Genomic DNA, 26,208 nt, shown 5'->3' on the forward strand with positions numbered 1-26,208 from the left:
GCGGTCAGTCCTCGTCCGGCACGTACGTCGCGTTCCGGTCGACGGTCATGTAGACGTCCATGCCGATCGGCCGGCGGCGCTCCTCAGCGAGATGCCCGAGGAGTCCGGCGGCCCGCGCCAGCAGGGCGAATCCGCGCAGCAGGTCGACCGGCAGGCCCAGGTCGGCCAGGGCCGCCCCGCAGACTCCGGCGCCGTTCAGCGGCAGCGTCCTGCCGAGGACCCGCGGGTGCACCCGGCCGATCGCCTCGAACAGCCGCAGGTGGGGTCCGCGCAGGCCCTCCTCGTCGGCGATCGCGAGGAGTACCGGCGTCCGCGGGTCCTGGACCTTGTGCACCGGATGGCCGAGGCCGGGGACCAGCCGCCGGGCCTCGCGCGCCTCGGTGACCGCCGCCAGCGCGAGCGCGTCCCAGCCCTCGTCGTCGCCGGGCAGCGGGCCCTTGTGGGCCGCGAGGACCCCGGCGAGGAAGCGCCCGCTGTCCTCGGTGACGCCGAGGAACCGCGACCCGCCGCCGAGCAGGCCGGCGGCGAGCGCCCCCTGCACGGACTCCGGCGCGCTGAGGTACGTCAGCCGCGCGGCGATCGCCGTCGGGGTGAAGCCGTGGTCGGCGAGTGCGACCAGTACGGTCTCGAACACCCGCGTCTCCTGCGGCGTGGGCCGGCGCCCGGCCACCAGCCAGAACGCGAGCTCGCCGAAACCGACCTTCCCCATGAGGTCGCTCGCCAGGTCCTGCCCGAGCAGCCGGATGGCCGTCGGGTCGGAGGTCCCGATCGAGGTGGGAAACGTCGCGCCGTCCATGGATGATTCCTCGCTGTCGTAGTCGCCGTCGTGCTCTGCGGGCCTCAGGTGTCCTGCCGCCCGGGCCGCTCCGGCTCGGTCAGCCATGCGCGGATCTCCGCGCCGTGTTCGTCGAGCGCCGGAGGAGGCAGCCGGTAGGAGGGCTCGGTCAGGGAGAAGGTGATGGGGTTGCGCACCGAGGGGACGGCCCGATCGCCTTCGCCGGGTCTCACGACCGGGTCCAGGCCCAGGCTTTCGGCGAAGGCCACGCCCTCGTCGACGGTGTTGATCGGCCCGCAGGGCACACCGGCCGCGGTGAGCTCGTGGAACCACTCCATCTTCGACCGGCGGCCGAGCCGTTCCACCAGCAGCGGGCGCAGCGCCTCGCGGTTGGCCGTCCGGTCCCTGGTGCGCGCGAACCGCAGGTCGTCGACGAGTTCGGGGAGACCGAGGACCTCGCAGAGCTTGCGGAACTGGCCGTCGTTGCCCGCCGCGACGATGAGGTCGCCGTCGGCCGCGGGCAGCGGCTCGTAGGGGAACAGGCTCGGGTGGGCGTTGCCCATGCGCAGCGGAACGACGCCGGCGGCGACGTACGCGCTCGAGTGGTTGACCATCCCGGACAGTGCGGTGCTCAGCAGGTTGACCTCGACATGCTGGCCCTGTCCGGTGGCGGCCCTGTGGTGGAGCGCGGCGAGGATGCCGATGCTCGCGTGCAGGCCGGCCATGACGTCGAAGACGGAGATACCGGCCCGGTACGGCGAGCCGTCCGCGTCGCCCGTGAGGCTCATGAGCCCGGACATGGCCTGCACGATGAGGTCGTAGCCGGGCAGGGACGCGCCGCCGCCCGAGCCGAACCCGCTGATCGACGCGTACACGATCCCGGGGTTGGACGCGCTCACCGCCTCGTAGTCCAGCGCGAACCTGCGCAGGCCGCCGGGCTTGAAGTTCTCCACCATGATGTCGGCCCGCCGGGCGAGCTCCCGGGCCGCCGCGAGATCGGCGTCGTCCTTCAGGTCGAGCGCGACCGACCGCTTGTTGCGGTTCACGCCCAGGTAGTAGGTGGACACCTCGTCGTGGACGGGGGGCATCCACGTGCGCGTGTCGTCTCCCGCGGGGCTCTCCACCTTGACGACCTCCGCGCCGAGGTCGGCCAGGAGCATCGTGGCGTACGGCCCCGCGAGGATGCGGGAGAAGTCGGCCACGAGCAGGCCGGACAACGGCCCGGACGCTGCGGACGGGGTCGCCGCGCTGGAGGTGGTCATGAAGGGACGGGTTCCTCTCTGAGGATGGATCGTCGGGCCGACCGGCTCATGCGTCCGTTGAGCGGACAATTGTCCGCCGTGGCAGTCTGCGCGTCCCGATCCGTCCTGTCAAGGTGCGGGACGGCCGGCCCGTGCGCTCCCCTCGGTCGGGTCAGGACGCGGTCACCTGCGGGATCGACTCGTAGAGCGCCCAGTCGGCGCTGATCGCGGCGGCCGTCCTGAGCAGGAGCGGAAGGTGCTCCTCGGTGAGCTTCTCGACCGATGTCTCGGCGGCGTGGGCGTTGACGTTGAGCGCGGCGACGACCCGGCCGGTCCCGTCGCGTAGAGGCACGGCCACGGACCGGATGCCGAGCGCCAGCTCCTGGTCGGTCAGCGCCCACCCCTTGGCCCGCACGTCGCGGAGCTCGGCCTCCCGCTCGTCCGGCCCGGGCTGCCTGCGGGCGGAGATGCCCGACCGGCTGGGCTCGGCGAGCACCCTGTCGGCCTCGGCGGGGGCGAGGCCCGCCAGCAGGACCTTCCCGAGCGACGTCTGCAGGGCGGGGAAGCGCGTCCCGATGCTCACCGACAGTGCGACGATCTTCGGCACCGCCACGCGTGCCACGTACACGATGTCCGAGCCGTCCAGCTGGGCGATGGAGGAGGACTCCCGCGTCCTGGCCACGAGGAGTTCCATGTGGGGGCGGGCGATCTCCCACAGGCCGGTGGAGTGCACGTAGGAGACCCCGAGCTCCAGCACGCGCGGGGTGAGGGCGAAGCCGCCCTGCTCACTCCTGGCGTAACCGAGCTCCTCGAGGGTGAGCAGGATCCGGCGGGCCGTCGGGCGGGCCAGCTCGGCGGCGGTCGCCACCTCGGTGAGGGACATCAGGGGCCGCCCCGGCCGAAACGCCTTGATCACATCGAGACCGCGCGCGAGCGCCTCGATGAAGTCGGGTCCGGTGTCCTTGCGCGCCATGTCGGTTTCTTTCCTGTCGGTTCACTGGCCATCCGACTCTAACCGTGGAGCGGCGTGATGTCCGTATGTCGGATGGGCCAGGTGGGCCGGGTCGCGATTTCGTGCGTCCCGCCACCCTTGACAGCGACGATGGCTCACCTCATTGTTACATCCACATTGCGTTGACCGCTCTACGGACGTTCGTCCGTGATTGCCCGCGTGTCGCGATCCCCCGCGGCGGCGGATGAAGGCCCAGGGAAGAAGTGGGGCACGATGAGCACGACGACCACCCACGACACGAGCCGCGGCGACCTCGGACCGGGACGGCCGGTGGTGTTCCGCAAGGGCGTCGTCCTGACGATGGACGACCGGCACGACATCCTCCGCGACGCCGACGTGCTTGTGGTGGGCGAGCGCATCGCGGCCGTCGGGCACGGCCTGGAGGTCCCCGAAGGCACGCTCGAGATCGACGCGAGCGGCGGGATCGTCATGCCCGGCATGGTCGACACGCACCGGCACATGTGGCAGACGGCGATGCGCGGATACGGCGCCGACTGGACGCTCACCCAGTACTTCGTCTGGTACTACCTCGAGTGGGGGAAGGTCTTCCGCCCCCAGGACGTGTACGCGGGAAACCTGCTCGCCGCGATCGAGGCGCTGGACGCCGGCGTGACCACCACCGTCGACTGGTCGCATGGCCTGCAGACCGTCGACCACGCGGACGCCGCGGCCGACGCCCTCGAGGCGGTGCCGGGCCGGTTCGTCCTCGCCTACGGCAACATCCAGCAGGGGCCGTGGGCGTGGTCCACCACCCCCGAGTTCCGCGACTTCGTCAGCCGCCGCGTCCACGGGCGCGGGGACATGTTCGGGTTCCAGATGGCCTTCGACGTGACGGGTGACCCCGAGTTCCCCGAGCGGGCCGCCTTCGAGGTCGCCCGCGACCTCGGCGTCCCGGTCACCACCCACGCGGGCGTCTGGGGCGCGACCAACGACGACGGCATCCGCCTGATGCACGAGAACGGCTTCATGACTCCGGAGACCGTCTACGTCCACGCCGCGACGCTCAGCTCCGACTCCTACCACCGGATCGCCGCGACCGGGGGCTCCGTCTCGGTGTCCACGGAGAGCGAGCAGAGCGCGGGCCAGGGCTACCCGCCCACCTGGCGGTTGCGCAGGCACGACATCCCGGTGTCCCTGTCCATGGACACCAGCGTGTGGTGGAGCGGCGACCTGTTCTCCGCGATGCGCACCACGCTCGGCGCCGACCGGTCGAGGGAGCACATGGAGGCGCACGGCCGGCAGGAGACGGTCACCCACGCGCACCTGCGCGCCGAGCACGTCGTCGACTGGGCCACGCGCGGCGGGAGCAGGGCCCTCGGCCTGGACGGCGCCGTCGGAAGCCTCGAGGTCGGCAAGAAGGCCGACATCGTGCTCATCAAGAACGACCACTCGCCGGTCATGTTCCCGATGTTCAACCCGTACGGGCACGTCGCCTTCCAGGCGCAGCGCGCGGACGTGCACACCGTCGTGGTCAACGGGCGGATCGTCAAGCTCGACCACCGGCTGGTCGGGATCGACCTCGCCGCCGCGCGGCGGAGCGTCGAGAGCACCGTCGAGCATCTCGTCGGCGCACTCGGCGAGGAGGCGTGGGCCAAGGGCATGAACCCCGACGTCCCCGAGACGAAGGTCTTCGACAACCCCTACACCTACACCGACTGGGACGCCCGCGGCGCCCAGTGGAAGGGCTGAGCGCGGGGGTCACTCGCAGGTGAGCTGAGGTTCCGGCATGTAGGTCGTCCGGAACCTCTGCCTGCGGACCTCCTCGTCGTCCTGCTTGAAGATCCGCCACACGTCGATCGTGAAGCCGTCGACGCCGGTCATCGGGATGCACTCCGGGCCGGTGTCGGTGAGCGTGGGGAAGCCCTTCAGGTTGTAGCGCGCCGAACTCTCCGATTCCACGTCGAACCGCTTGGTGCTCCAGAAATTCACCGTGACGGACGTGCTCGTGTACGACGTCGTGATGAACACGCCGTACGGAGAGTCGTTTCGCCACCGGAAGTCGGGCTGGGGGAAGGAGATCGTCGACTCCCGCCCCGCCGGGTACCGGGAGATGTAGAACGAGTGCGGCGTGTGCTGGACGTCCTGGAAGCCGCCGAAGAAGACGGCGTTGAACATCGTGGTGGTGAACTGCGAGACTCCGCCGCCCACGTCGTCGACGTACCTGCCGTTGAGGATCATCGGAGCCTCGACGAACCCCCGCGCCGTGTCGCGCCTGCCCACCAGCCCGTTGAGGGAGAACGTCTCCCCGGGCCGGACCAGGTGCCCGTTCACGATCTCGGCGATGCGGTGGATGTTGGTCACCCTGGGCGCGCAACACGGATATTCCGTGGTGAAGGAGCTCACCTGCTCGGTGACTCCGAGCGCGCGCGCCTGCGCGGTGGTCAGCCGGGGCGCCTCCTTCGTGATCGGCACCTCGATGGTCCGGCCCCCGCCGTCCTCGATCACGGCGGCGATGAGGCGGCCGAGTCCGTCGGCGTCGATCGCCTGCCCGGTTCGTGACGGGACCACGCGCGGCTTGCCGTCGACGATCTCGAACGAGGCGTCCCGGGGGACGCGGTCGTCGCCGATGAGCCGGGACCTGAAATCCGCGGCGGTCTCCTCCGCGTCGAACGACGGGCGCATCAGGCCTGTGCCCGCCGCGACGAAGCGCAGGCCGCCCGCGAGCTCCTCGCGGCTCAGCGTCGCCTCGCGAGAGCCGTTCTTCAGCAGGAACGGGGTGGCGACCGCCGTACGCGCGGTGGTCTGCGCGACCCGGTTCACCACCGCGGCGGAGACCTGAGGGGTGACGACGCGCACCGGCAGCGGTACCGGCTCCCGCGAGCGCGGGTAGGCCGCGCGGAGCGCCCGGGCGGCCTGCGGCTGGTCGAGCGCGCGCCCGTTCGCGGGGAGCGTCACGCGGGGTTCGAGGCCCCGGTAGCCGACCTCGCCTTCGCGCACCGGGACGTCGACCTCCTCGGCGAGTTGGGCGACGCGCGCGGTGAGCCGTCGGGTGTCGACGGCCACGCGCGGGGCGACCTCCTGCCCGCCGAACAGGACCCGGACCAGGGATACGGGGGTGGGCCAGCCCGTCCCGGCGTCCGCCACGGTTCCCTTGACGTCCACCGACAGCCCGATCTCCGCCGGCGAGAGGATCTGGCGCGTGCCGCCGGAGCCTGTCACCCCGGCATGGGCGATGAGCGGCCGGTCGGCCGAGTCCGCGATCCCCCTGCGGAGCACCGCCTCCGCGGACGCGGGGGACAGGCCGCCGATGTCGACGCCCGCGACGCGGGTGCCGGGGAGGACCTCGCCCGACAGCGCGCCGGCGGCGGCGAGGTAACCGGCCGCGCCCACCGCCGCGACCGCTGAGAGGCCGAGGAGAGTTCTGCGTAACCAGCGGCGCGGGGGAGCCGGCTCGGAAGCGGGCTCGGCGAGGTGCGAAGAGGTCATGGGCTCAGAGCCGCCCGCCCTCGGGCCCGCCATGCGATCTCCTCACCTGTCCTCCGCCCCGGCAGGCGCCGTCGCGACGGCGTGTGCGGGCGGCGCGTGAACCTACTGGTCGCGCCCTCATCGGGCTCGCCCATAGTACGGGCCCGGCGTCCGGCCCTCCGGCCTGCGCGCGGACCCGTTGGGGCTCCTTGTTGCGACCCGGCGAACACCGCGTGACGACCTCTTGACGGACCAACATAGACGGGTATAAACACATACGAAACAACATCGAAACGGCGGTGAATCAACAGGATGTACGCCGAGGAACGGCAGCAGGAAATCCTCCGTGAGGCCCGCGCCGCCGGACGCGTGGACGTGGTGACCCTGGCGGAGCAGTTCGGCGTCACGACCGAGACGATCCGCAGGGATCTGACCGTCCTCGAACGCGCGGGCGTGTTGCGGCGTGTGCACGGCGGCGCCATTCCCGTCGAACGGCTCGGCTTCGAACCGGCCGTGGCGACGCGCGACGAGGTCATGACCGCCGAGAAGGAGCGCATCGCCAAGGCCGCCCTCGCCGAGCTTCCCCAGGACGGAGCCATCGTCATCGACGCGGGCACCACCACCGGCCGTCTGGTCCAGGCCCTTCCCGCCGACCGCGAGCTCACCGTCATCGTCAATTCGCCGCCCCTGGCGACCGTGCTGGCGACCCGCCCCAACGTGACGGTGTTCCTCCTGGGCGGCCGGGTTCGCGGCAGGACGCTGGCGACCGTCGAGGACTGGGCGCTCCAGCAGCTCTCGCAGCTTCACGTCGATGTGGCCTTCATGGCGACCAACGGATGTTCGGTCGCCCGGGGCCTGACGACCCCCGATCCGTCCGAGGCGGCGATCAAACGGGCGATGGTCGCCTCGGCGCAACGTTCGGTGCTCCTGGCCGACCACACGAAGTTCTCCAGCAACTACCTGGCCCGCTTCGCGACGTTGTCGGAGATCGACGTGATCGTCAGCGACGCCGGCCTCGATCTGGAGCTGGCGTCGGATCTGGCCGCGGCCGGGCCGGAGGTCGTCCGCGCATGATCCTCACCTTGACGCTGAACCCGAGCCTGGACCGGACGATAGAGGTCGGCTCGCTGACCAGGGGAGCGGTCATCAGGGCGGCCGCCGCCCATCTCGACCCCGGCGGCAAGGGCGTCAACGTCTCACGCGCGCTGCTGGCCAACCAGGTGCGCTCGTGCGCGGTCATCCCGTTCGGAGGCGACGAGGGACGGCAGCTCGTCGGGCTGCTGTCGGCGGAGGGCATCGACATGATCCCCGTTTCCGTCGGCGGAGCGACCAGGTCCAACGTCACCCTCGCCGAGCCCGACGGAACGGTCACCAAGCTCAACGAGCCGGGCACGGCGCTCACCCCGTCCGAGCTCGACACGCTGGCGAGCGCGGTGCTCGGCGCGGCCGAGTCGGCCGACTGGGTCGTCGCCTCGGGCAGCCTGCCGCCCGGAGTGCCGGTCGACGTGTACGCGGGGTTGTGCCGCAGGTTCGCCGCCGCCGGCATCCAGACGGCGATCGACACGAGCGGCCCCGCCCTGGTCGCGGCGGTCGCCGCGGGCCCCACGCTCGTCAAGCCCAACCGCGAGGAGCTCGCGGAGGCGACCGGCACGCCGATCACCCGTCTCGGCGACGTCATCGACGCCGCGGAGAAGCTGCGCGGGATGGGCGCGCGCTCCGTGCTCACCAGCCTCGGCGCGGACGGCGCGCTCCTCATGGAGGACGACCGGTTCTGGTACGGCCGGTGCCCCGTCGAGGAGCCGCGCAGCAGCGTGGGGGCGGGCGACGCCATGCTCGCCGGCTTCCTGGCCGCGGGCGCGTCCGGCGAGGCGGCGCTGGCCGAGGGGCTCGCCTGGGCGAGCGCCGCCGTGGGCCTGCCGGGGAGCCGGATGCCCGCCCCGGCCGACATCGATCGTTCAGCAGTCCGGATCAGCACTCCTGATCCGGCCCAGCCGCTTATGTCCGGGGGATGAGAAGCGGCACGTAACCACCGGCACCACCCCAGCCGGCCTGCCAGGCCGGCTCCCCGGAAGGAGCACATTCAGTTGGCCACTCCCTATACACCGACGGTCCAGGGGACCGGCATGCGGGCGACCATCCAGCGGTTCGGCGGGCACCTCGCCGGCATGATCATGCCCAACATCGGGGCGTTCATCGCCTGGGGCCTGATCACCGCGCTGTTCATCCCCACCGGCTGGGTGCCCAACGCGACCCTGGCCGAACTGGTCGGCCCCATCATCACCGTCCTGCTTCCCGTGCTGATCGGATACACCGGTGGCCGCATGGTGCACGGACAGCGCGGCGCCGTCGTCGGCGCCGTCGCGACCATGGGCGTCGTGGTCGGCGCGGACGTCCCGATGTTCCTCGGCGCCATGATCATGGGTCCGCTCGGGGCGTTCGTGATCAAGCAGGTCGACAGGATGTTCGCGGACCGCATCAAGGCGGGCTTCGAAATGCTCGTCGACAACTTCAGCGCGGGCATCGTCGGCGGCGTCATGGCCATCCTCGGAGTCCTGGCCATCGGCCCGGTCGTCAGAACGATCACCGAGGCCGCGGGCGACGTCGTGGAGTGGCTGGTCCACCACGACCTGCTGCCGCTGGCATCGGTCCTGATCGAGCCGGCCAAGGTGCTGTTCCTCAACAACGCGATCAACCACGGCGTCCTCACCCCGCTCGGCGTGGCGGAGTCGGCCGGCGTCGGCAAGTCGATCCTGTTCATGCTGGAGTCGAACCCCGGCCCCGGCCTGGGCCTTCTCCTCGCGTATATGCTGTTCGGACCCCGGGCGCTGCGGGCCAGCACCCCGGCGGCGATAGTCATCCAGTTCTTCGGCGGCATTCACGAGATCTACTTCCCGTACGTTCTCATGAAGCCCCGTCTCATCCTCGCCACGATCGCCGGCGGCGCCGCGGGCATCCTCACCTTCCTGGTCACGGGTGCCGGGCTCATCGCCTCTCCGTCGCCGGGAAGCATCTTCGCCTACTTCGCGGTGACCCCGAAGGGCGGCTACTTCGGAGTGATCGCCGGAATCGTCGTGGCCGCCGCGGTCTCGTTCGCGGTCGCGTCGGCACTGCTCGGCTTCGGGCGCAAGAACGGCGACGAGCAGGCGGAGGCCGAGCCCGGGGGCCGGCCCGAGGACGAGAGCGCCACGCCGGCCACCGAGACCGGCGCCCAGACCGAAGCCGCGGCCGGCAGCGAGTCCGTGCCCGCAACGAAGGAGTCGTGACCACCGTGTCCAGCATCGAGAGCAAGGACGTCCACAAGATCGTCGTCGCCTGCGACGCCGGCATGGGCAGCAGCGTCATGCTCGCCAGTCAGCTCCGCAAGCAGCTGAAGAGCGCGCAGGTCCAGGTGGAGCACACCCCGGTCAACTCGATCCCGGCCGACGCCGACGTCGTGGTCTGCCACGTGGGTCTGGCCGACCGCGCCCGGGCCACGGCTCCCAGCGTGGTGCTCATCCCCTTCCAGGTCTTCATCGGGGACCCGGCGGTCGCCAAGCTGGTCAGCACCATCAAGAGCGGCGGCACCATCAATGGCTGAGACGGCCCCGCTGCCGCTCGACCCCCGCGCCGTCCGCCTCGACGAGCAGGCGGACGGCCGCGACGGGGCGATCCGCCGCTGCGGGGAGGTCCTCGTCGAGGTGGGCGCCGTGGAGGCGGACTACATCGACGCGATGCTCGAACGTGAGCGCTCGATCTCCACGTACGTCGGCGAGGGCGTCGCCATCCCGCACGGCACCCTCGTGGCCAAGGACGCCGTCCACCACGACGCGATCTGCGTGCTGCGCTTCCCCGGCGGCGTCGACTGGGACGGCGAGCGGGTCTCCGTCTGCGTCGGCATCGCCGCGCGCGGCGACGGCCACATCAGGCTGCTGTCGGAACTCGCCCAGATCCTGCTCGATCCGGAGCAGGCACAGGCCCTGCGGGAGGCGACCGAGGTCTCCGACGTCATCCGCCTGCTGCAACCGTCAAGAGAGGAACCATCCGAGTGAAGGTCGCCCGTTTCCACGCTCCCGGCGACATCCGCATCGAGGACGTGCCGGAGCCCGTCGCGGGCCCCGGCGACGTCAAGATCCGTGTCCGCAACTGCTCGACCTGCGGCACCGATGTCAAGATTTTCAAGTTCGGCCACCACCACATCAGGCCGCCGAGGGTCATGGGGCACGAGATCGCCGGTGAGGTCGCCGACGTCGGTGAGGGCGTGACCGGCTGGGCGCCGGGTGACCGCGTCCAGGTGATCGCCGCGATCCCCTGCGGTCAGTGCGAGGAGTGCCGCCGAGGCCACATGACGGTCTGCCCGAAGCAGGAGTCGATGGGCTACCACTACGACGGCGGGTTCGCGCAGTACATGATCGTCCCGGCCAAGGTCCTCGCCGTCGACGGCCTCAACCGCATCCCCGACGGCCTCGGGTTCGCCGAGGCGTCCGTCGCCGAGCCGCTCGCCTGCGTCCTCAACGGCCAGGAGCTGGCCCGGGTCGGCGAGGGCGACGACGTCGTCGTCATGGGGTCGGGACCCATCGGCTGCCTGCACGTACGGCTGGCCCGCTCGCGCGGGGCCGCACGCGTGTTCCTCGTCGACCTCAACGCGGACCGGCTGGCCATGGCGGCCGACCTGGTCAGGCCGGACGCGGCGATCTGCGCCGCCGACACCGACGTCGTGGACGAGGTGCTGAAGCTCACCGGCGGAAGGGGAGCGGACGTCGTCATCACGGCCGCCGCGTCCGGGGCCGCCCAGGAGCAGGCGCTGCAGATGACGGCCCGTCAGGGGCGCATCAGCTTCTTCGGCGGGCTGCCCAAGGACGATCCGATCATCCGGCTCGACTCCAACCTGGTGCACTACCGCGAGTTCACGATCGTCGGGGCCAACGGCTCGAGCCCGGCCCACAACAAGCGCGCGCTCGAGCTCATCGCCGACGGATCGGTGCCCGTGGCCGACCTGATCACCCACCGGCTCCCGCTGGGCGAGGTGCTCGACGCCATCGACATCGTGAGCCGCGGCGCCGCGATCAAGGTCACCATCGAACCCTGACATCGAACCCTGAGAGGAAGGAGGAGCCAGATGCCGGAAAGGACAGTGATCGTCGCCTCACGGTCCGGTCTGCACGCGCGCCCCGCCAAGATCTTCGTCCAGGCCGTGGCCAGGCAGGGCACCGCCGTCCGCATCCGCGTCGGCGACGGCAGGCCGGTCCCCGCCAACAGCATGCTCGCCGTGTTGTCGCTCGGGGCCGGGCATGGCGCCGAGGTCACGCTCGACGCGGACGGGCCGGGCGCGGAAGAGGTTCTGGACGCGCTGGCCGACCTGCTGTCCCGCGACCTCGACGCCGAGGAAGCCTCCGATGCCTGAGGCGGCGCCCGACGTCCTGCGCGGCCTGGGCATCAGCCCGGGCCGCGCCGCCGGCCGGGTGCACAGGATGGCGGGACCGCCCCTGCTGCCCGCGCCCGTGCCGGTCGCGGACACCGCCGCGGAGACCGCCCGTGCCGTACACGGCCTGGAGTCGGCGGCCCGGGAGCTGACCGCCCGGGCCGAAGGCGCGACGGACGCCACGGCCCGGGAGATCCTCGAGGCGCAGGCCATGATCGCGGCAGACCCCATGCTGCGGGAGTCGGTCGAGCAACGGGTCGCCGCGGGGTCGGACGCCGCCCACGCCATCGACGCCGCGTGCGCCGAGCAGAGGGAGGCCCTGCTGGCCGTGGGCGGCTACATCGCCGAGCGCGCGAGCGACCTCGACGACATCAAGAACCGCGCCGTCGCGGCCGTGCTCGGCCTGCCCATGCCGGGCCTGCCGTCCCCCGGGCACCCGTACATCCTGGCGGCCGGCGACCTGGCCCCCGCGGACACCGTCGCCCTCGACCCGGGCGTGGTGCTCGCACTGGTCACGGAGAAGGGCGGGCCGACCAGCCACACCGCGATCCTCGCGCGGGCACTCGGCATTCCCGCGGTCGTGGCCTGTCCCGGAATCCTGTCCGTGGCGGACGGGACCTGGGCGGTCGTCGACGGCGGCGCCGGCGAGGTCCGCACCGGCATCGACGAGCGGACGGCTGCGGAGGTCGAGCGTGCGGCCCGCGCCGACCGCGACCGTCTCGCCACGGCGACCGGTCCGGGGCGGACCGCCGACGGGCACCCGGTCAAGCTGCTGCTCAACATCGGATCCGTGGCGGACGTCCCGGAGGGCTCACCGGGGGAGGGCGTCGGGCTCTTCCGCAGCGAGTTCCTCTTCCTCGACCGCCGGACCGCCCCCACCCACGAGGAGCAGACCGGCGCGTACGAGGCCGTTCTCCGTGCCTTCCCCGACGCCACGGTCGTGGTCCGCACCCTGGACGCCGGCACCGACAAGCCCCTGCCCTTCCTCGGCCTGCCCGAGGAGCCCAACCCGGCGCTCGGCGTGCGCGGGCTGCGGGTGTCGCGCCGGTCGCCCGAGGTGCTGGACGCCCAGCTCGACGCTCTGGCCGAGGCGGCGCGCGCGAGCGGAACCTCGCCCTGGGTGATGGCGCCGATGGTCACCACGACGGGGGAGGCGGCCGACTTCGCCCGGCGGGCCCGTGCCCGGGGCATCGCTCACGTGGGCGCCATGGTGGAGGTCCCCGCCGCCGCGCTGCACGCCGACCGCCTCCTCGAGCAGCTGGACTTCCTCAGCATCGGCACCAACGACCTCAGCCAGTACACCTTCGCGTCCGACCGTCAGCACGGCGAGCTGGCCGATCTCCTCGACCCATGGCAGCCGGCGCTCCTTCAGCTGATCGAGCGGTGCGCGGAGGCGGGGCGTGCCGCGGGCAAGCCGGTCGGCGTGTGCGGAGAGGCCGCGGCCGACCCGTTGCTGGCCACCGTGCTGGTCGGGCTCGGCGTCACCAGCCTGTCGATGTCGGCGAGGAGCGTGGCGGCGGTGCGAGACGCCCTCGCCCGCCACTCTCTCGACCAGTGCAGGGAACACGCCCGGCTCGCACTGGCGGCCGCCGACCCGGGCGGCGCGCGCGACGCCGTACGAGAGGCGGCGTCCGGGTGATCGGACGCCGGAGCCGCCGGCGTGCTCCGGTGGCTCCGGCGGTCTCACCGACTTGCGGGCTCAGGCGAGGGCGACAGCGGTCTCACCGGCCCGCGGCCTCAGGTGAGGGCGACGGCGGCCTCGCCGGTGTAGGCGAGGAAGGTCAGGGTCTCCTGGAGGTACAGCCGGACGCTGGTCGCGTCGTGCGAGTCGTAGCCGATCGAGAGGTCCTGGCCGATGCGCAGCTCGTAGTCTCCACCACGGGTGGTCAGCAGGAACGCGCCGCTGATGGCGGGAGCCCAGATGATCTCCCCGTCGATGAGCCGCGCGAGATGCTCGTGGATGGGGTAGCCGTGGTCGGAGGTCTCGTTGACCGCGGTGTAGGCGTCCGCGCTGAGCGCGAGCGAGTAGGGGCCGTCCACACCGGCGAGGCGCAGGGTGGTGATCGCCTGGCTGATCGTGTTGGGGTAGTCCCGCACCTCCGCCGGAAGCACCAGCGGCGGGTTGGTCGAGCCGCGCCGGATTCCCCCGATGCCGGCCGCCGCGTACCCCTCGAAGACCGCGCGGTCCTCGGCGTAGGCCATCTGCCTGGCGGCCTCCTTGGCCGGGTCCCAGTCCGGATCCTTCGCGCCCCGCTCGACGTCGTCGACGGCCTGGCGGTCCACGGTGAACGGCACGCGCAACTCCACGAGGGACTGGGACTCACGCAGGCGCGCCCCGACCCCCGGAGCGGGCGACTCGACGGCGGCCAGATGGCCGGTGGCCACCGAGGCGAGGGCGACGCCGCCCGGCTCGGGCACGTCGACCAGCCGGCGTCCCGCGAGATGCCGGATGAACGTCCGGCGGACCTCGCTCTCGAGGTCGGCCCAGGCCGCATCCGAGATGGGCGCGAGTTCGCGGTGCAGGTTGTTCATCGCGGGGTGCTCCTCTTCAGGTGCTTGAGGTCGCCGATCGCCAGAGAACCGTCGGATGTGCGCGGGGGCTCGTCCGGGGGCTCTGCGGCGACGGCCGTCTCCGCCGTCCGCCCGGTCTCGAGCCGCCCGGGAGGCGGGGGAGGATCGTCGAGGAAGTCGGCCGACGGCGCGAAGAACAGGCTTCCGGTCACCGCGGTGGACACGTCGAGGATCCGGTCGTGGGCGCCCGGCGGGTCGCCGACGAACATGCGCTCCAGCATCAGCTCCGTGACCGACGGCGAACTGGAGTAGCCGATGAAGTACGTGCCGAACTCGCCGCGTCCGGGAGCGCCGAACGGCATGTTGTCGCGCACGATCTGGCGCTCGGTGCCGTCGGGGTCGGTGATGGTGGTGAGCGCCACGTGGGAGTCGCCCGGCTTGACCTCGTCGGGAAGCTCGATGTCCTGCAGCTTGGTGCGTCCGATGGCCCGCTCCTGCGCCTCGACCGGCAGGGCGTTCCACGCGGCGAGGTCGTGGATGTACTTCTGGACGATGACGTAGCTGCCGCCGTCGAAGTCGGGGTCCTGGTCCGGGTCGGCGGCGCCGACGGTCACGGCGTCGCACGCGTCCCGCCCCGTGGGGTTCTCGGTGCCGTCGACGAATCCGAGCAGGTCACGTTCGTCGAAGTACTTGAACCCCTGCACCTCGTCGAAGACCGTGACGGCCCCCCGCAACCGGTCCATGATCTGTGCGGCCAGTTCGAAGCAGAGGTCCATCTGGCCGGCCCTGATGTGGAACAGCAGGTCGCCCGGCGTGGCGACGGCGGTGTGCCGGGCGCCGGCCACCTCACGGAAGGGATGGAGCTCGGCGGGACGCGGGCCGGCGAACAGACGGTCCCACACGTCGGATCCGATGGCCGTGACGCAGGTCAGCGCCCCGGACGGGACGCGGAATCCGACCGACCGCACCAGCCCCGCCACGTCGGACAGGAGTTCCCTGACGACCGGCTCGCCCCCCTGGTCGACCGTCACGATCAGGAAGATCGCCGAACTGGTGAGCGGTGTCAGCACGGCCTGTGGCTCGGGTGCTCGCTCCGTCACGATGAATGCCTGGCCCTTCTCCGGTCGCTGTGCTCCGTCTGATGGGGGGACATCCGGAGGATATGTCAGTGAGGTCCGGCCCTGTGGCCCCGGGGTGAGGATCACGCCCTCCTCCGAACGTGATCATGCACACTTTCGTGAGGTGTGCATGATCACGGCCGGTTTTTCAGAGGCTGCTGCCGGGGGTCAGTAGGTCGTCGAGGCCGATGCGCCGGAAGAAGTCCACCCGGATGCGGTCGGCGACGGCGGAGACCACCTCGCTCCCGTCGCGGCTGGGGTCGACGTGGGTGCGCAGCGGCCTGGTCCCGGCGGGCATGTCCACCACCTGTGCGATGACCTCCGCCACCTCCGCGACGTCGGCCGTCGGCGGCAGCAACCCGGCCAGGCGGACGTTGACGTCGTCCATCAGGGCCGCGTACTTCTCGTCGTACGCCGCGGCGCGCTCGGCGTCGTCCGGCCGTCCGGCGTGGAGGAAGTGGTTGGTGCCCTCGGTGTACGCGCCGGGGACGACGATCGCTGTCTCGACACCGAACCGGACCAGCTCACCGGCGTAGCTGACGGCGAGGGCGTCCATCGCGGCCTTCGCCGCGAAGTAGGGGCCGAGGAACGGCGGGCATCCGCCCCGTGTGCTCGAACTGCCGACCCACACGAGCAGTCCCTCGTGCCGGTCCCGCATGTACGGCAGGGCGGCGCGGTTGACGCGCTGGGTTCCCAGCACGTTGGTGTCGTAGACCTGGGCGATCTGCTCGGGGGTGAACGCCTCGGCGGGCCCGAGCACCATGTGCCCGGCGTTGTGCACGACCACGTCGAGACGGCCGTGGGCGTGCACGATCTCGCTGATCGCGTCGTCCGCCGACGTCTGCGAGGACACGTCGAGCTCGATGGGCCGCAGGTCGACGGCGTTGTCCGCGGCGTGCTTCAGGAGGTCGGCGACCGCGGGCGCGTTACGTCCTTCGGTCTCCCTGATCCCCGCGTACACGGTGTGACCCGCACGGGCGAGGACGCGGACGGTCAGCGCGCCGAAGCCGCTTGACGCGCCGGTGACGAGGATGATCTTGCTGGAGTTCATCGGGGGATCCTTTTTCCGGTACCGGCCGCGTGTCAGATGGCGCCGCCGTTGGCACGGATGACCTGGCCGTTCACCCAGTGGCCCTCGGGGCTCACGAGGAAGGCGACGACCTCGGTGATGTCCTCCGCCGTGCCGAGGCGCTCCAGCGGCGGCGCGGAGGCGAGGCGGCCGAGGTTCTCCTCGGTGTTGTTGTCGAAGAGCAGGTCGGTGGCGGTCGGGCCGGGGGCCACGACGTTGACGGTGATGTCGCGGCCGCGCATCTCGCGGGCGAGGATGAGCGTCATGGCCTCGACGGCGCCCTTGCTGGCGGCGTATCCGCTGTAGCGCGGGAAGGCGAGCCCGACGACCGACGACGAGAAGTTGATGAGCGTGCCGCCGGACCGCAGGCGCCGGAGGGCCTGCTGGGAGACGACGAACGTGCCGCGGATGTTGGTGCGGTGCATCTCGTCGAGCACCTTGAGGTCGAGATCGGCGAGGGTGGACAGGACCATCCGGCCGGCGGCGTTCACGACGACGTCGATGCCGCCGAACGTCTGCTCGGCCAGGTCGAACACCGCGGCCATGTCGTTCTCGTCGGCGATGTCGGCCTGGGCGGCGATCGCCTGCCCGCCCGCCTCGCGGATCTCCTTCACGGTGACCTCCGCCGCGGCCTGGTTGCCCCCGTAGACCACGACGACGGCGAGGCCGTCCGCCGCGAGCTTCCTGGCCACCTGGTTGCCGATGCCGCGCGATCCTCCGGTGACGACGGCGACGCGTCCCTGGCCGGATTCGTTCTCCGTGGTGATGGACATCGAGGTCTCCCCGCATTCATAGCAGTGCTTTCGCGTTTGCGTTAGCAACGATAACACGGATTGGGAACTGCTGCTACCCGCTCTCGGTATCGCCGTTAACAAGCCATGCGCGAGAGTGTCGGCAGGAAACACGTCTGCCCGATGAGCAGGGCGCTCATCGGGCAGAGGGAGGTTCGGCAGGTGCGCGTGTCAGCCGGAGCTTCCAGGCCTTCGTGGTCGCGGCGTCGACGGGGACGTGTCCCGGGCCGGAGTCATGCGCCGTGTGTCTTGACGCTGGGATGGACGGCGACGATCACCCGGTGGTCGCGCCCGCCCTCGGCCGCCTCGTCGTGATACTTGCTCACCAGCGCGGCCACCGCCCCGGCCAGCTCCTCCGCGAACGCCGCCCGATCGGCCGCCGAGGCGAAACGCACCTCCCCGTCCAGTGCGAACGTCGCCACCCGTTTGCGCGCCGCAGTCGCCCCCGTGATCAACTCGCCCACGTCCCGCACCAGCTGCGCCGCCAGTGCCAGCAGCCACCGCGCCGACAACCGATCAGGCGACCGCGAAGGATCCGGCTGCACCGCCGCCAGCGCCAGCGGCGAGATCACGTACGACGCCGCCGTCGCCCGCATGACCCGCTCGGTCACGTTGCCCTTGCGGCGCTCCTCCACCAGCTCCACCAGGCCGTGCCGCTCCAGCGCCTTCAGGTGATAGTTCACCTTCTGCCGCGGCAACCCCACCTTGGCCGCCAGCATCGTCGCGGACCCCGGCTCCGCCAGCTCCGCCAGCAACCGCGCGCGCACCGGATCCAGCGACACCTCGGCGGCCGCTGCATCCTCGATCACCGCAACTTCGAACATGACCTCACCATCCCACCGACAATTATCTCTGTCAAGGCACTAGAAGTTGTCGGAAGGTCGTCCGAGCTGGTCGTACAGTACGCCTGATCCCGGCGCCCGCCCGGCCGTACGGTGAAGGTGTGCTGACGGTGGGAGTGGATCTCGCGGCCGAGGCGGTGCGTACGGCCGTGGCCTGGGTGGAATGGTCGGAGAGAGGAGCTCGCGTCAGGGACGTCGTCGTGGGCGCGGACGACGATCTGATCGTCGAGGCGGTCAAGGGAGCCGCCAAGTCGGGGATCGACTGTCCACTCGGCTGGCCGGATCTGTTCGTGTCGTTCGTCTCAGCGCATCGGGCGGGCGACGTCGCCGTGCCCGCGGGGCTGGGCCGCGACTGGCGCAGGGATCTCGCACTCCGCGTGACCGACCGGGCCGTCCACGAACGGACCGGCCTGCGGCCGCTGAGCGTCTCCGCCGACCGCATCGCCCACCCCGCGATGCGCTGCGCCGCCCTGCTGGCCAGGCTCGCCGGGGAGACGGGTACGGTGGTGGCCCGGGACGGCGGCGGCCTCGTCGTGGAGGTCTATCCCGCGGCCTCACTCAAGGAGTGGGGTCTGCCGTACCGCGGATACAAGAGGACGGAGAACGCCGAGGCTCTGAGCCGGGTGATCGACGTTCTGCTGGCCGCGGCGCCCTGGCTGAGCCTGGGGGACCACGAGGCCGTCTGCCGGAGGTCGGACGACGCCGCCGACGCGGTCGTCGCCGCTCTCACCGCTCGGGCCGCCGCGTGCGGACTCGTCACCGCACCCGCGCCGGAGCAGGCCGCGAGCGCCGCCACGGAAGGCTGGATCGCGGTTCCGACCGCTTCACTGGACGCGCTGCGCTAAGGGGTCCTGATCGAGCTACTGGGGCCACTTCTCCGAGAAGATCCATACGAATCTGTGCGGACGCGGAGGTCAGGCGCCGGCCGGCGGCTCGATGACGGCGAGAGCCGCGTCGAGCGGCACCTTCAGGAACTCGATGTTCCCGGTGGCCTGCATCATGACCACGCCGCCCTGGATCGACGCCAGGATCGAGGACGCGACCTTGTCCGCCTCCAGGGACGGATCGGCGAGACCGGCCGCCTGCGCGCGGCGGACTCCGTCGGCGATCCGGGTGTGCCACGTATCGAGCAGGTCCGCGACGATGACGCGGATGCCCGGGTCGGCCGGTCCGAGCTGGGTGGTCAGCGCGCTCAGCGGGCAGTGCACGCCCTGCTCCTGGTATTTCGCGACCACCGCGTCGCGCCACGCCTGCCAGCTGCCCGCGGGCCCGAGCCCGTCGAGGAAGGGCTGCTGGTCGCTCAGGACCTCACCGGCCTCGTGCGCGGCGACCGCCCGGAGCAGCTCGGCGCGCCCGTCGGGGAAGTAGTGGAACAGCTGGCTCTTGCTGGTCGCCGTCGCCGCGCGGATGTCGTCGAGGCCGACCTGGTCGGCTCCCCTCGCGCGGACCAGGTCCGCCGTGCCGGCGACGATCCGTTGCCGGGTCGCGGCGCCCTTGGCGGTGAGAGCACGGGTCATGCACAGGAGGATACAAGGCTGGACTCCACAGTCCAGTCCGATGCGGGATCTTCGGGGGGAGGGGCGGCCGGGCCGGTCCGCCGACGAGCGCGCGGCCTCAGGTGTGGCCCCGGGTGTGGTCTCAGCGGTGGGCGAGGGACTCGATCGACGCGTCGTCGACCCGGAACGCCTCGCGGAGCCGGGTGGCGTCGAGGACCACGCCCAGTGTGCCGTGCACGCCGGTGAGCTCGAGCGTTCCGCCTGACCGCACGGCGTCGTCGAGGCCGTCGATCAGGACCTCCAGGCCGGACGAGTCGCAGAACCACAGGGCCGAGGCGTCCACCACGAGCCTGACGCGTCCCTCGGACACGAGCCGCCTGAGTGCGCCGCGCAACAGTCCTCCGGTCGCGATGTCGAGTTCGCCGGCTACGGCGACCACGGTGACGGCCGGATGATCGTTGACGGTGATGTCGAGCTGAGCAGTCATATGCGCGCCTTCGGTCGGATCGGGGCGTGCTGTCCGAAATGACGCTATCCGTTTGACCGTCTACGGTAAGTAACGTCCGTGCTCGGTTCGAGCCGTGGAAGGCGCACAGCGCAACCTCCCGGGCATCCGCCGGTCAACCGGGTAAAGCCGGGAACCCCGAGCCCGGAGTCGTGAGCGGCGTCGCGCGCGGGCTGACAGGGGTCGCGGGAAGGCCCGGCCGCCCCCGCCCCACCGCTGCCCTTACCGGCCGCCCGGTATAAACCGATCTTTGGCGGTAAGAGAGACTCTTATCTGTAACGGACGCTATGCCGGAAAAGGCATCAAGGACAGGGAACAGCCATGTACAAGCGCATCCTCGCGGCGGTCGACAACTCCCCGCGCTCGGACCGGGTCCTGGAGACGGTCGAGAACCTCGCCAAGCTCACCGGTGCGGCCGTCGACGTGGTTCACGTCGGCGCCTCGCAGGTGGTGTACGACACGGTCGTCCAGGTCGAGGATGAACAGGAGGCCCAGGCGGTCGTCGACAACGCCTTGGCGAAGTTGAAGGAGGCGGGGGTCACGGCCCGGGGTGAACTGCTGACGGGGCTTCGCGGCGACATCTCCAGCATCATCGTCGAGCGGGCGCACGAGTTCGGCAGCGACCTGATCGTCCTCGGCCCCGCCCACCACACGCAGCTGGGCGTGCTGGTCGGCGAGAGCGTGAGCGAGAAGGTCGCGCTGCACACCCCCACGTCGGTCCTGCTGGCCGTCTGATGCCTGGTCAGGTGTGTCGTCGGGCGGATCACCGCAGGCGGTCGCCCGACGGTCACCTGGCCTGAACCCGGGTCGCTCGTACAGGGAACCCGTCCGGTGCAAATACCCAAAAATCTGGCTTCTTCGGGAAAGTCCATGCACGCCGGGAGTGATCCCTTATAGCGTCGGCAGGTCGAGTTACCCGGGGATCACCAGAGATCAGGTGAAGCGGCGTGGCGCGTTCATGGGCGGAGCTGCCGACAGGCCGCGTCATCTGCCTGGCGGGAGCCGGCCGCGAAGCCCTCGCGCTGTCGCTGGAATCGCTGCCCGCTGGTGCCCCCGCCGTCCTCACCTACGCCGCGAGTGCGGCGCCCACCGCCTCCGCCATGGTCGAGTCGGTGTTGTCGGAGCTCGAAACGGCCGCCGTCGCTCTCTATCCGGCCTGGCTGCCGGACGCCGAGGGCATCGAACCCGGGGGAGCCGGAGTCGGCGCGGTCCGGGCGCTCGCCCTGCGGATGGCCTCGGGCACGCATCACTTCGGCCCTTTCGTGGCCGACCTCGCTCAGGCGTCCCTGACCGGACAGGCGCCAGGGCCCACGCGGTTTCCCGCCGAGGTGCGGGCAGCCGGTCTCGCGCGCGTGCTCGCCGCGGCGTTCGGCCGCCGGCAGGTCGCGTTGCTGGTCGACGTCCCCGAGGGCCTTTCGGCCCGGGACGAGGACGTGCTGGTCGCGGGATGCGAGTGGCTGGCCCATCGCTCCGGTATGGGCGTGTGGCTCACCGGCGCGCGCGTCGTCCGCGCCGACCGCCTGGAGACCGTGGCCGTGCGGCTCCCGGAGGACGTCGCCGCCATAGCCCGCGACGTGCCGGAGACCTCCGTACACGCGGCCGTTACCGCTCACACGCCCGCCGGCTCCCTCCCGCCGGTTACCGCTCACGCGCCCGCGGGCTCCCTCCCGCCGGTTACCGCTGACGCGCCTGCGGACTCCCTCCCGCCGGTTCCCGCTGACGCGCCCGCGGGCTCTCTCCGGCCGATACCCGCCCGGACCGAGACGTCCGTACGGAAGGGTCCCGATGGTCGCGGGCACGGCGCCTCCGAACCCCGCACGGGCGAGCCCGCCATCGGCTACCCGGCCGTGACGGGGCGCCCGCACCCGGCGAGCGCCGCCGAACAGGCGCTGGAGAGGGCACTGGCCTCCAGCCAATGGGCCGCCGGGCGGGCCTGGAACCAGACCCACCGGTCCCACGCCCTCGCCCGCACCTTCCGGCTCGACCTCCTCTGGCGTGAGGAGCGGTGCGTGGTCGAGGTCGACGGCCCGGAACATCGCGAGGCGGTCCGCTTCGAAGCCGACCGGCGGCGCGACGTGCAACTCCAGCTCGACGGCTTCGCCGTGCTGCGCTTCACGAATGACCAGATCGCCTCCGATCTCGCCGCTGTCGTCCGCCAGCTGGAGCGGTTCGTCACGAGCCGCCGCACTGGAACGTTCGAAGGGTCACACCATGGCTGACATAAACCTGTCCCTGCCCCAGATCGCCGCCCTCGTCGTGCTCATGGTGGAGGCGGGTGAGATCTCCAACACCGACATGAAGGCGCGCCACGGCATCACGCTCGACGGCGCCGACCGCCGGAAGTTGAACGAGCTGAAACTCGTCGACAGCTGGAAGCAGGGGCGCCCGTACGTCCACGTGCTGACCGACGCGGGCTGGGCACGGGTGGCGGAGGAGTTCCGCGCCGGCACAGTCAAGGTCACCGGGTCGCCTTGGACGACGGCCCGGGCGCTGATGAGCGGCGTCCAGGGCTTCATGGAGCGGACCGATCGCAGGCTCGCCGACGTCTTCGGGCCCGCGTCCGACGTCGAGGCCCTCATCCGGGAGGCCTACGCGGAGCTGGCCAGGGAGCCGGGAGGCTGGGTGAGCCTCACGGAACTCCGCGTGCTCCTGCGCGACGCCGCGAGGACGAAGGTGGACGAGACGCTCAGGCGGATGGCCGCCATGCCCGACGTGAACGTCGTCCCGGAGTCGAACCAGAAGGCCCTCACCCGGCGCGACCGGGAAGCCGCGCTGGTCATCGGCGACCAGGACAAGCACCTCATCTCGATCGGAGCATGATGACGGTCGACGCGAACACCGCGCTCTCCGCGCTCACGTTCAACTGGGCCTCCGGCCCCGAAGACGTCTGGAGCCCGTCGCTCTTCCACGTCGAGGCGTTGAACCGGCCGACCGCGCAGGCGGTCCTCGACGGTGTGGGCGAGGCCGCCCGGAGCGCGGGAACGAGCCCGATCGGGCTGGTCATCGAGGGTCAGCGCGGTGTGGGCAAGACGCACCTGCTCGGCTGGATCCGGGAGAAGGTCCAGGAAGAGGGTGGCTACTTCTTCCTCGTCGGGCTCTTGGACGCCGGCACGTTCTGGGTCAACGTCGTGAACTCGATGATGGACAACCTGTCGCGCGAGCTGGACGGCGAGAGCCAGCTCAAGGCGTTCCTGCGCCGCATCTCCTCGCAGGTGGGCGTGTCCAGGATGGTGCGGCGCGCGGTGATCGGCGACACTCCGGTGACCGCGGAGGCTCTCGACGTCTTCATCGAGGCGCTGCGCGGCTACGACGGGCACATCGGCAGGGAGAGCCAGGACGTCGCGAGAGCACTCGTGCTCCGCGCCTCCAAGGATCCGCACAATCAGGACGTCGCGGATGCGCTGCTCTATTCGCAGCCGGAAGAGGAACCGGGGGATCGTGCGCCCTGGGGCATACGGCGAGGATGGCGGTCTCCGCAGGAGATCGTCAGGGACGTGTCCCGCCTGCTCGCGCTCACCGGTCCCTCCGTCATGGCGATCGATCAGATCGACGCATTCATCTCAACAGCGGCGACCCGGACGCTGGACCGTACGGGCGACTGGCGCGAGGCGCTGGTGATGGACCAGTTCGCGGGCGGCCTCATGGCGCTGCGCGAGGTCACCAGACGCACGCTCACCGTCCTCTCATGCATTCCTGCGACGTGGGCGCTCATCAAGACGAACGCCACCGACACGGTGCAGGACCGGTTCCGCAAGCCCGTTCAGCTCAAGGCCGTCCCCGATGCCGAGACCGGCCGCGCCCTGGTCGAACGACGGCTCGGGGCGCACTACCGCTCCGTGGGCTTCCGGCCGCCCCATCCGTCCTGGCCGGTCAGGCCGAGCGCCTTCGACTCCGTGCCCGGGCTCACTCCGCGGCAGATCCTGATGAGGATCGACGCGCACATCCGGTCCTGCCGGGCCGCAGGCGAGATCACGGAGCTGGCGGGCTTCGACGGCGCCGGCGCGATGGCCCCCGAGCACGTTCCCACGCCCCACTTCGTCGTGCCCGAGGCGGATCTCGGCGCGCTGGACGCCCGGTACACCGAGCTGAGGAGCGCGGCACAGGTCGCGGCGGAGGCCGCGGCGGCGCTCGATCCCGCGACGGAGGACACGACGATGCCGGCGCTCCTGTCCGCGGGGCTCGCCGCGTGGATCGCCGAGCGGGGCGAGAGCGGGCGGACGTTCAGCCAGGACGCCCCACCCAGCGCGAAGCCGCCCCTCCATGCGCGTCTGCGGCGGTCCCTCGACGAGGCCACGGAAGACGAGGAGCACTGGAGCTTCCGCGCGATAGCGGCGGCTCACGCCAACGCCGCCCTCACCCGGCTGCGCAACGCGTCGGTCGCGGCGGCGCTGGACTCCGCCCTGGGCAAACGCAGGTTGTTCCTGCTGCGCAACACCGAGTGGTCGGGCGGCGCCAAGACGCGGGAGGCGGTCGCGGCCTTCGAGCGGGCGGGCGGCAGGACCCTGCGGGTCGAGGAGGAGGACCTGAAGATCCTCGCGGCGCTCCGGGCCCTGCTGAAGGAGAATTCGCCCACCCTGCAGGCGTGGCTCGCCGCCAGACGGCCGACCGGCGAGATCAAGCTGCTCGGCGACGCGCTCGGCGACGTGTGGACCGTTCCGTACGGCACGCCCGCCGAGGAAGGGGATACCGCGGCGCCGGTGGCCGCCACGGGCGGTGATGTGGGCGCCCCGGCCGTGGATCTCCCGACGGACGCGGCGGCGGCGACCCGGGGTGAGAAGGCGTCGGCCGTGCCGGCCCTCACGGGAAGCGCGGACGCCCCGTCGATCGTGATCGGGACGACCGCCGACCGGGTTCCCGTCCGAGTCGGCCTGGAGGCGCTGCGGAAACACACGTCGATCTTCGCCGGCTCGGGTTCGGGGAAGACCGTGCTGATCCGCCGGCTGATCGAGGAGTGCGCGCTTGAGGGGGTGTCGGCCATCGTGCTCGACCCCAACAACGACCTCGCACGCCTCGGCGACCGCTGGCCGGAGCGGCCCGGGCAATGGGGGGACGGCGACGCGGACAAGGCCGAGCGCTACCTCGCGGGCACCGACGTCACGGTCTGGACGCCCGGCCGGGTCGGCGGGCGCCCCCTGGCCTTCCAGCCGCTTCCGGATTTCAGCGGCGTGCTGGACGACGCGGACGAGTTCCGAGAGGCCGTCGACGCGGCCGTCTCGTCGCTGGTGCCCCGGGCGAAGCTCGAAGGCAACACGCAGAAGGCCCACCGCGGCCGGGCGGTCCTGAAGGAGGCGGTCGAGTACTACGGGCGGCACGGGACCGCCGGCCTGCACGGTCTGATCGCGCTGCTGTCCGAGCTTTCCGAAGGGGTGAGCACGCTCGCCGGCGCCGACAAGATCGCGGCGGAGATCGCACAGAACCTCACGGCGACGATGGTCAGCGACCCGCTGTTCGGCGGCGAGGGCGCGGCGGCCGACCCCGGGGTGCTGCTGACCCCGCCGCCCGGCAAGAGGGCCCGCATCTCAGTGATCAGCTTCGTCGGCCTGCCGTCCGACGAGCAGCGGCAGAGTTTCGTCAACCTGCTGCAGCTCGCGCTGTTCTCGTGGATCAGAAGGAACCCGGCCGGCGACCGGCCGCTGGGCGGCCTGTTCGTCATGGACGAGGCGCAGACGTTCGCGCCGTCCGGGGCGATGACCGCGTGCACGCACAGCACGCTGGCGCTCGCCTCCCAGGCCCGCAAGTACGGCCTCGGCCTCGTCTTCGCGACGCAGGCCCCGAAAGGGCTGCACAACCGCATCCCCGGGAACTCCGCCACCCAGTTCTTCGGACTGCTCAACAGCCCCGCCCAGATCGAGGCGGCCAAGGAGGTGGCGAGGTCCAAGAACAGCGCCATCGGGGACGTCGGGCACCTCGGCCCCGGCGAGTTCTACGCCGGCGTCGAGGGGACGGCGTTCGCCAGGATCCAGGCCCCCATGTGCCTGAGCCACCATCCGAGAAGCCCGCTGACGACGGAGGAGGTCATCCAGAGGGCTAGAAAACTGTAGATTC

The 26,208-nt window shown here is 71.4% G+C and carries 25 protein-coding genes; 14 read left to right on the plus strand and 11 right to left on the minus strand.

Going from position 1 to position 26,208, the window contains the following annotated elements; translation table 11 throughout:
* Nucleotides 1-4: 4 nt before the first annotated feature.
* The 3 genes from Pph01_RS35825 to Pph01_RS35835 all read right to left on the minus strand — a co-directional run bounded on the left by Pph01_RS35825 (nucleotide 5) and on the right by Pph01_RS35835 (nucleotide 2,989).
* Nucleotides 5-883, minus strand: a complete 879-nt coding sequence (locus Pph01_RS35825; protein WP_239117263.1) for a citryl-CoA lyase — start codon at nucleotides 881-883, stop codon at nucleotides 5-7.
* Nucleotides 841-2,037 carry a CaiB/BaiF CoA transferase family protein gene (locus Pph01_RS35830; protein WP_204077663.1) on the minus strand — a complete coding sequence of 399 codons (1,197 nt, stop codon included), beginning with the start codon at nucleotides 2,035-2,037 and terminating at the stop codon, nucleotides 841-843. The genes Pph01_RS35825 and Pph01_RS35830 overlap by 43 nt, the downstream gene beginning before the upstream one ends.
* Before the next feature lie 151 nt (nucleotides 2,038-2,188).
* Nucleotides 2,189-2,989, minus strand: a complete 801-nt coding sequence (locus Pph01_RS35835; RefSeq protein ID WP_204077664.1) for an IclR family transcriptional regulator domain-containing protein — start codon at nucleotides 2,987-2,989, stop codon at nucleotides 2,189-2,191.
* Nucleotides 2,990-3,241: 252 nt separating this feature from the next.
* Here Pph01_RS35835 and Pph01_RS35840 point away from each other — a divergent pair, with 252 nt between their 5' ends.
* A complete protein-coding gene (locus Pph01_RS35840; RefSeq protein ID WP_204077665.1) occupies nucleotides 3,242-4,717 on the plus strand; it encodes an amidohydrolase family protein in 1,476 nt (491 codons plus the stop codon).
* A gap of 9 nt (nucleotides 4,718-4,726) precedes the next feature.
* Here the strand turns inward: Pph01_RS35840 and Pph01_RS35845 are convergent, their stop codons facing one another.
* Nucleotides 4,727-6,487 (minus strand): VanW family protein, encoded by a 1,761-nt coding sequence (locus Pph01_RS35845; RefSeq protein WP_204077666.1) that lies wholly within the window; start codon nucleotides 6,485-6,487, stop codon nucleotides 4,727-4,729.
* Nucleotides 6,488-6,745: 258 nt separating this feature from the next.
* Here Pph01_RS35845 and Pph01_RS35850 point away from each other — a divergent pair, with 258 nt between their 5' ends.
* The 8 genes from Pph01_RS35850 (at nucleotide 6,746) to ptsP (ending at nucleotide 13,470) form a co-directional block, all read left to right on the plus strand.
* Nucleotides 6,746-7,507, plus strand: a complete 762-nt coding sequence (locus Pph01_RS35850; RefSeq protein WP_204077667.1) for a DeoR/GlpR family DNA-binding transcription regulator — start codon at nucleotides 6,746-6,748, stop codon at nucleotides 7,505-7,507.
* On the plus strand, nucleotides 7,504-8,445 hold the full coding sequence (pfkB, locus tag Pph01_RS35855) for a 1-phosphofructokinase (protein WP_204077668.1): 942 nt from the start codon (nucleotides 7,504-7,506) through the stop codon (nucleotides 8,443-8,445). The genes Pph01_RS35850 and pfkB overlap by 4 nt, the downstream gene beginning before the upstream one ends.
* A gap of 72 nt (nucleotides 8,446-8,517) precedes the next feature.
* Nucleotides 8,518-9,696, plus strand: a complete 1,179-nt coding sequence (gene mtlA / locus Pph01_RS35860; protein WP_239117264.1) for a mannitol-specific PTS transporter subunit IIC — start codon at nucleotides 8,518-8,520, stop codon at nucleotides 9,694-9,696.
* Nucleotides 9,693-10,010: a PTS sugar transporter subunit IIBC family protein gene (locus tag Pph01_RS35865; RefSeq protein ID WP_308441938.1), complete on the plus strand. Its 318-nt coding sequence runs from the start codon at nucleotides 9,693-9,695 to the stop codon at nucleotides 10,008-10,010. The genes mtlA and Pph01_RS35865 overlap by 4 nt, the downstream gene beginning before the upstream one ends.
* Entirely contained in the window at nucleotides 10,003-10,461 is a 459-nt protein-coding gene (locus Pph01_RS35870; protein WP_204077669.1) for a PTS mannitol transporter subunit IIA, read from the plus strand. Before Pph01_RS35865 ends, Pph01_RS35870 begins: the two co-directional genes overlap by 8 nt.
* Nucleotides 10,458-11,498 (plus strand): zinc-dependent dehydrogenase, encoded by a 1,041-nt coding sequence (locus Pph01_RS35875; RefSeq protein ID WP_204077670.1) that lies wholly within the window; start codon nucleotides 10,458-10,460, stop codon nucleotides 11,496-11,498. The genes Pph01_RS35870 and Pph01_RS35875 overlap by 4 nt, the downstream gene beginning before the upstream one ends.
* A 30-nt stretch (nucleotides 11,499-11,528) precedes the next feature.
* Nucleotides 11,529-11,813, plus strand: coding sequence for an HPr family phosphocarrier protein (locus Pph01_RS35880; protein ID WP_204077671.1), 285 nt, complete (start codon nucleotides 11,529-11,531; stop codon nucleotides 11,811-11,813).
* Nucleotides 11,806-13,470: a phosphoenolpyruvate--protein phosphotransferase gene (gene ptsP, locus Pph01_RS35885; RefSeq protein ID WP_204077672.1), complete on the plus strand. Its 1,665-nt coding sequence runs from the start codon at nucleotides 11,806-11,808 to the stop codon at nucleotides 13,468-13,470. The genes Pph01_RS35880 and ptsP overlap by 8 nt, the downstream gene beginning before the upstream one ends.
* A gap of 98 nt (nucleotides 13,471-13,568) precedes the next feature.
* Here ptsP and Pph01_RS35890 read toward each other — a convergent pair whose 3' ends face one another.
* The 5 genes from Pph01_RS35890 to Pph01_RS35910 all read right to left on the minus strand — a co-directional run bounded on the left by Pph01_RS35890 (nucleotide 13,569) and on the right by Pph01_RS35910 (nucleotide 18,144).
* Nucleotides 13,569-14,363, minus strand: coding sequence for a family 1 encapsulin nanocompartment shell protein (locus Pph01_RS35890; RefSeq protein WP_204077673.1), 795 nt, complete (start codon nucleotides 14,361-14,363; stop codon nucleotides 13,569-13,571).
* The gene (locus Pph01_RS35895) at nucleotides 14,360-15,442 is read right to left on the minus strand and encodes a Dyp-type peroxidase (protein ID WP_239117265.1); all 1,083 of its coding nucleotides are present in this window, start codon (nucleotides 15,440-15,442) and stop codon (nucleotides 14,360-14,362) included. Before Pph01_RS35895 ends, Pph01_RS35890 begins: the two co-directional genes overlap by 4 nt.
* Nucleotides 15,443-15,608: 166 nt before the next feature.
* Nucleotides 15,609-16,511 carry an SDR family NAD(P)-dependent oxidoreductase gene (locus tag Pph01_RS35900; protein WP_204077674.1) on the minus strand — a complete coding sequence of 301 codons (903 nt, stop codon included), beginning with the start codon at nucleotides 16,509-16,511 and terminating at the stop codon, nucleotides 15,609-15,611.
* Nucleotides 16,512-16,543: 32 nt separating this feature from the next.
* The gene (locus Pph01_RS35905; protein ID WP_204077675.1) at nucleotides 16,544-17,302 is read right to left on the minus strand and encodes an SDR family oxidoreductase; all 759 of its coding nucleotides are present in this window, start codon (nucleotides 17,300-17,302) and stop codon (nucleotides 16,544-16,546) included.
* A gap of 251 nt (nucleotides 17,303-17,553) precedes the next feature.
* The gene (locus Pph01_RS35910; protein ID WP_204077676.1) at nucleotides 17,554-18,144 is read right to left on the minus strand and encodes an ArsR/SmtB family transcription factor; all 591 of its coding nucleotides are present in this window, start codon (nucleotides 18,142-18,144) and stop codon (nucleotides 17,554-17,556) included.
* 119 nt (nucleotides 18,145-18,263) lie between these two features.
* Between Pph01_RS35910 and Pph01_RS35915 the strand changes: the two genes are divergently transcribed.
* Nucleotides 18,264-19,007 (plus strand): DUF429 domain-containing protein, encoded by a 744-nt coding sequence (locus Pph01_RS35915; protein WP_204077677.1) that lies wholly within the window; start codon nucleotides 18,264-18,266, stop codon nucleotides 19,005-19,007.
* Between the two features lie 69 nt (nucleotides 19,008-19,076).
* Here the strand turns inward: Pph01_RS35915 and Pph01_RS35920 are convergent, their stop codons facing one another.
* Together Pph01_RS35920 and Pph01_RS35925 are read right to left on the minus strand one after the other, a co-directional pair.
* Entirely contained in the window at nucleotides 19,077-19,679 is a 603-nt protein-coding gene (locus tag Pph01_RS35920) for a TetR/AcrR family transcriptional regulator (RefSeq protein WP_204077678.1), read from the minus strand.
* Nucleotides 19,680-19,800: 121 nt separating this feature from the next.
* Entirely contained in the window at nucleotides 19,801-20,145 is a 345-nt protein-coding gene (locus Pph01_RS35925) for an STAS domain-containing protein (RefSeq protein WP_204077679.1), read from the minus strand.
* Between the two features lie 339 nt (nucleotides 20,146-20,484).
* Between Pph01_RS35925 and Pph01_RS35930 the strand changes: the two genes are divergently transcribed.
* The 4 genes from Pph01_RS35930 to Pph01_RS35945 all read left to right on the plus strand — a co-directional run bounded on the left by Pph01_RS35930 (nucleotide 20,485) and on the right by Pph01_RS35945 (nucleotide 26,204).
* Nucleotides 20,485-20,898, plus strand: a complete 414-nt coding sequence (locus tag Pph01_RS35930; protein WP_204077680.1) for a universal stress protein — start codon at nucleotides 20,485-20,487, stop codon at nucleotides 20,896-20,898.
* 212 nt (nucleotides 20,899-21,110) lie between these two features.
* The gene (locus Pph01_RS35935; protein ID WP_204077681.1) at nucleotides 21,111-22,382 is read left to right on the plus strand and encodes an endonuclease domain-containing protein; all 1,272 of its coding nucleotides are present in this window, start codon (nucleotides 21,111-21,113) and stop codon (nucleotides 22,380-22,382) included.
* Complete coding sequence (locus Pph01_RS35940) at nucleotides 22,375-22,983, plus strand: hypothetical protein (protein WP_204077682.1); 609 nt, start codon at nucleotides 22,375-22,377, stop codon at nucleotides 22,981-22,983. The genes Pph01_RS35935 and Pph01_RS35940 overlap by 8 nt, the downstream gene beginning before the upstream one ends.
* Nucleotides 22,980-26,204, plus strand: a complete 3,225-nt coding sequence (locus Pph01_RS35945) for an ATP-binding protein (RefSeq protein WP_239117266.1) — start codon at nucleotides 22,980-22,982, stop codon at nucleotides 26,202-26,204. The genes Pph01_RS35940 and Pph01_RS35945 overlap by 4 nt, the downstream gene beginning before the upstream one ends.
* The last annotated feature ends 4 nt before the right edge of the window (nucleotides 26,205-26,208 follow it).

It is taken from the genome of Planotetraspora phitsanulokensis (assembly GCF_016863295.1).
Taxonomy (GTDB): domain Bacteria; phylum Actinomycetota; class Actinomycetes; order Streptosporangiales; family Streptosporangiaceae; genus Planotetraspora; species Planotetraspora phitsanulokensis.

Excerpts from the sequence above, each read along its gene's own strand:
- Pph01_RS35825 (WP_239117263.1), bottom strand. The coding sequence starts at position 883 with ATGGCTGACCGAGCCGGAGCGGCCCGGGCGGCAGGACACCTGAGGCCC.
- Pph01_RS35830 (WP_204077663.1), bottom strand. The coding sequence starts at position 2,037 with ATGACCACCTCCAGCGCGGCGACCCCGTCCGCAGCGTCCGGGCCGTTG.
- Pph01_RS35835 (WP_204077664.1), bottom strand. The coding sequence starts at position 2,989 with ATGGCGCGCAAGGACACCGGACCCGACTTCATCGAGGCGCTCGCGCGC.
- Pph01_RS35840 (WP_204077665.1), top strand. The coding sequence starts at position 3,242 with ATGAGCACGACGACCACCCACGACACGAGCCGCGGCGACCTCGGACCG.
- Pph01_RS35845 (WP_204077666.1), bottom strand. The coding sequence starts at position 6,487 with ATGGCGGGCCCGAGGGCGGGCGGCTCTGAGCCCATGACCTCTTCGCAC.
- Pph01_RS35850 (WP_204077667.1), top strand. The coding sequence starts at position 6,746 with ATGTACGCCGAGGAACGGCAGCAGGAAATCCTCCGTGAGGCCCGCGCC.
- pfkB (WP_204077668.1), top strand. The coding sequence starts at position 7,504 with ATGATCCTCACCTTGACGCTGAACCCGAGCCTGGACCGGACGATAGAG.
- Pph01_RS35870 (WP_204077669.1), top strand. The coding sequence starts at position 10,003 with ATGGCTGAGACGGCCCCGCTGCCGCTCGACCCCCGCGCCGTCCGCCTC.
- Pph01_RS35880 (WP_204077671.1), top strand. The coding sequence starts at position 11,529 with ATGCCGGAAAGGACAGTGATCGTCGCCTCACGGTCCGGTCTGCACGCG.
- ptsP (WP_204077672.1), top strand. The coding sequence starts at position 11,806 with ATGCCTGAGGCGGCGCCCGACGTCCTGCGCGGCCTGGGCATCAGCCCG.
- Pph01_RS35890 (WP_204077673.1), bottom strand. The coding sequence starts at position 14,363 with ATGAACAACCTGCACCGCGAACTCGCGCCCATCTCGGATGCGGCCTGG.
- Pph01_RS35900 (WP_204077674.1), bottom strand. The coding sequence starts at position 16,511 with ATGAACTCCAGCAAGATCATCCTCGTCACCGGCGCGTCAAGCGGCTTC.
- Pph01_RS35905 (WP_204077675.1), bottom strand. The coding sequence starts at position 17,302 with ATGTCCATCACCACGGAGAACGAATCCGGCCAGGGACGCGTCGCCGTC.
- Pph01_RS35910 (WP_204077676.1), bottom strand. The coding sequence starts at position 18,144 with ATGTTCGAAGTTGCGGTGATCGAGGATGCAGCGGCCGCCGAGGTGTCG.
- Pph01_RS35920 (WP_204077678.1), bottom strand. The coding sequence starts at position 19,679 with ATGACCCGTGCTCTCACCGCCAAGGGCGCCGCGACCCGGCAACGGATC.
- Pph01_RS35925 (WP_204077679.1), bottom strand. The coding sequence starts at position 20,145 with ATGACTGCTCAGCTCGACATCACCGTCAACGATCATCCGGCCGTCACC.
- Pph01_RS35930 (WP_204077680.1), top strand. The coding sequence starts at position 20,485 with ATGTACAAGCGCATCCTCGCGGCGGTCGACAACTCCCCGCGCTCGGAC.
- Pph01_RS35940 (WP_204077682.1), top strand. The coding sequence starts at position 22,375 with ATGGCTGACATAAACCTGTCCCTGCCCCAGATCGCCGCCCTCGTCGTG.
- Pph01_RS35945 (WP_239117266.1), top strand. The coding sequence starts at position 22,980 with ATGATGACGGTCGACGCGAACACCGCGCTCTCCGCGCTCACGTTCAAC.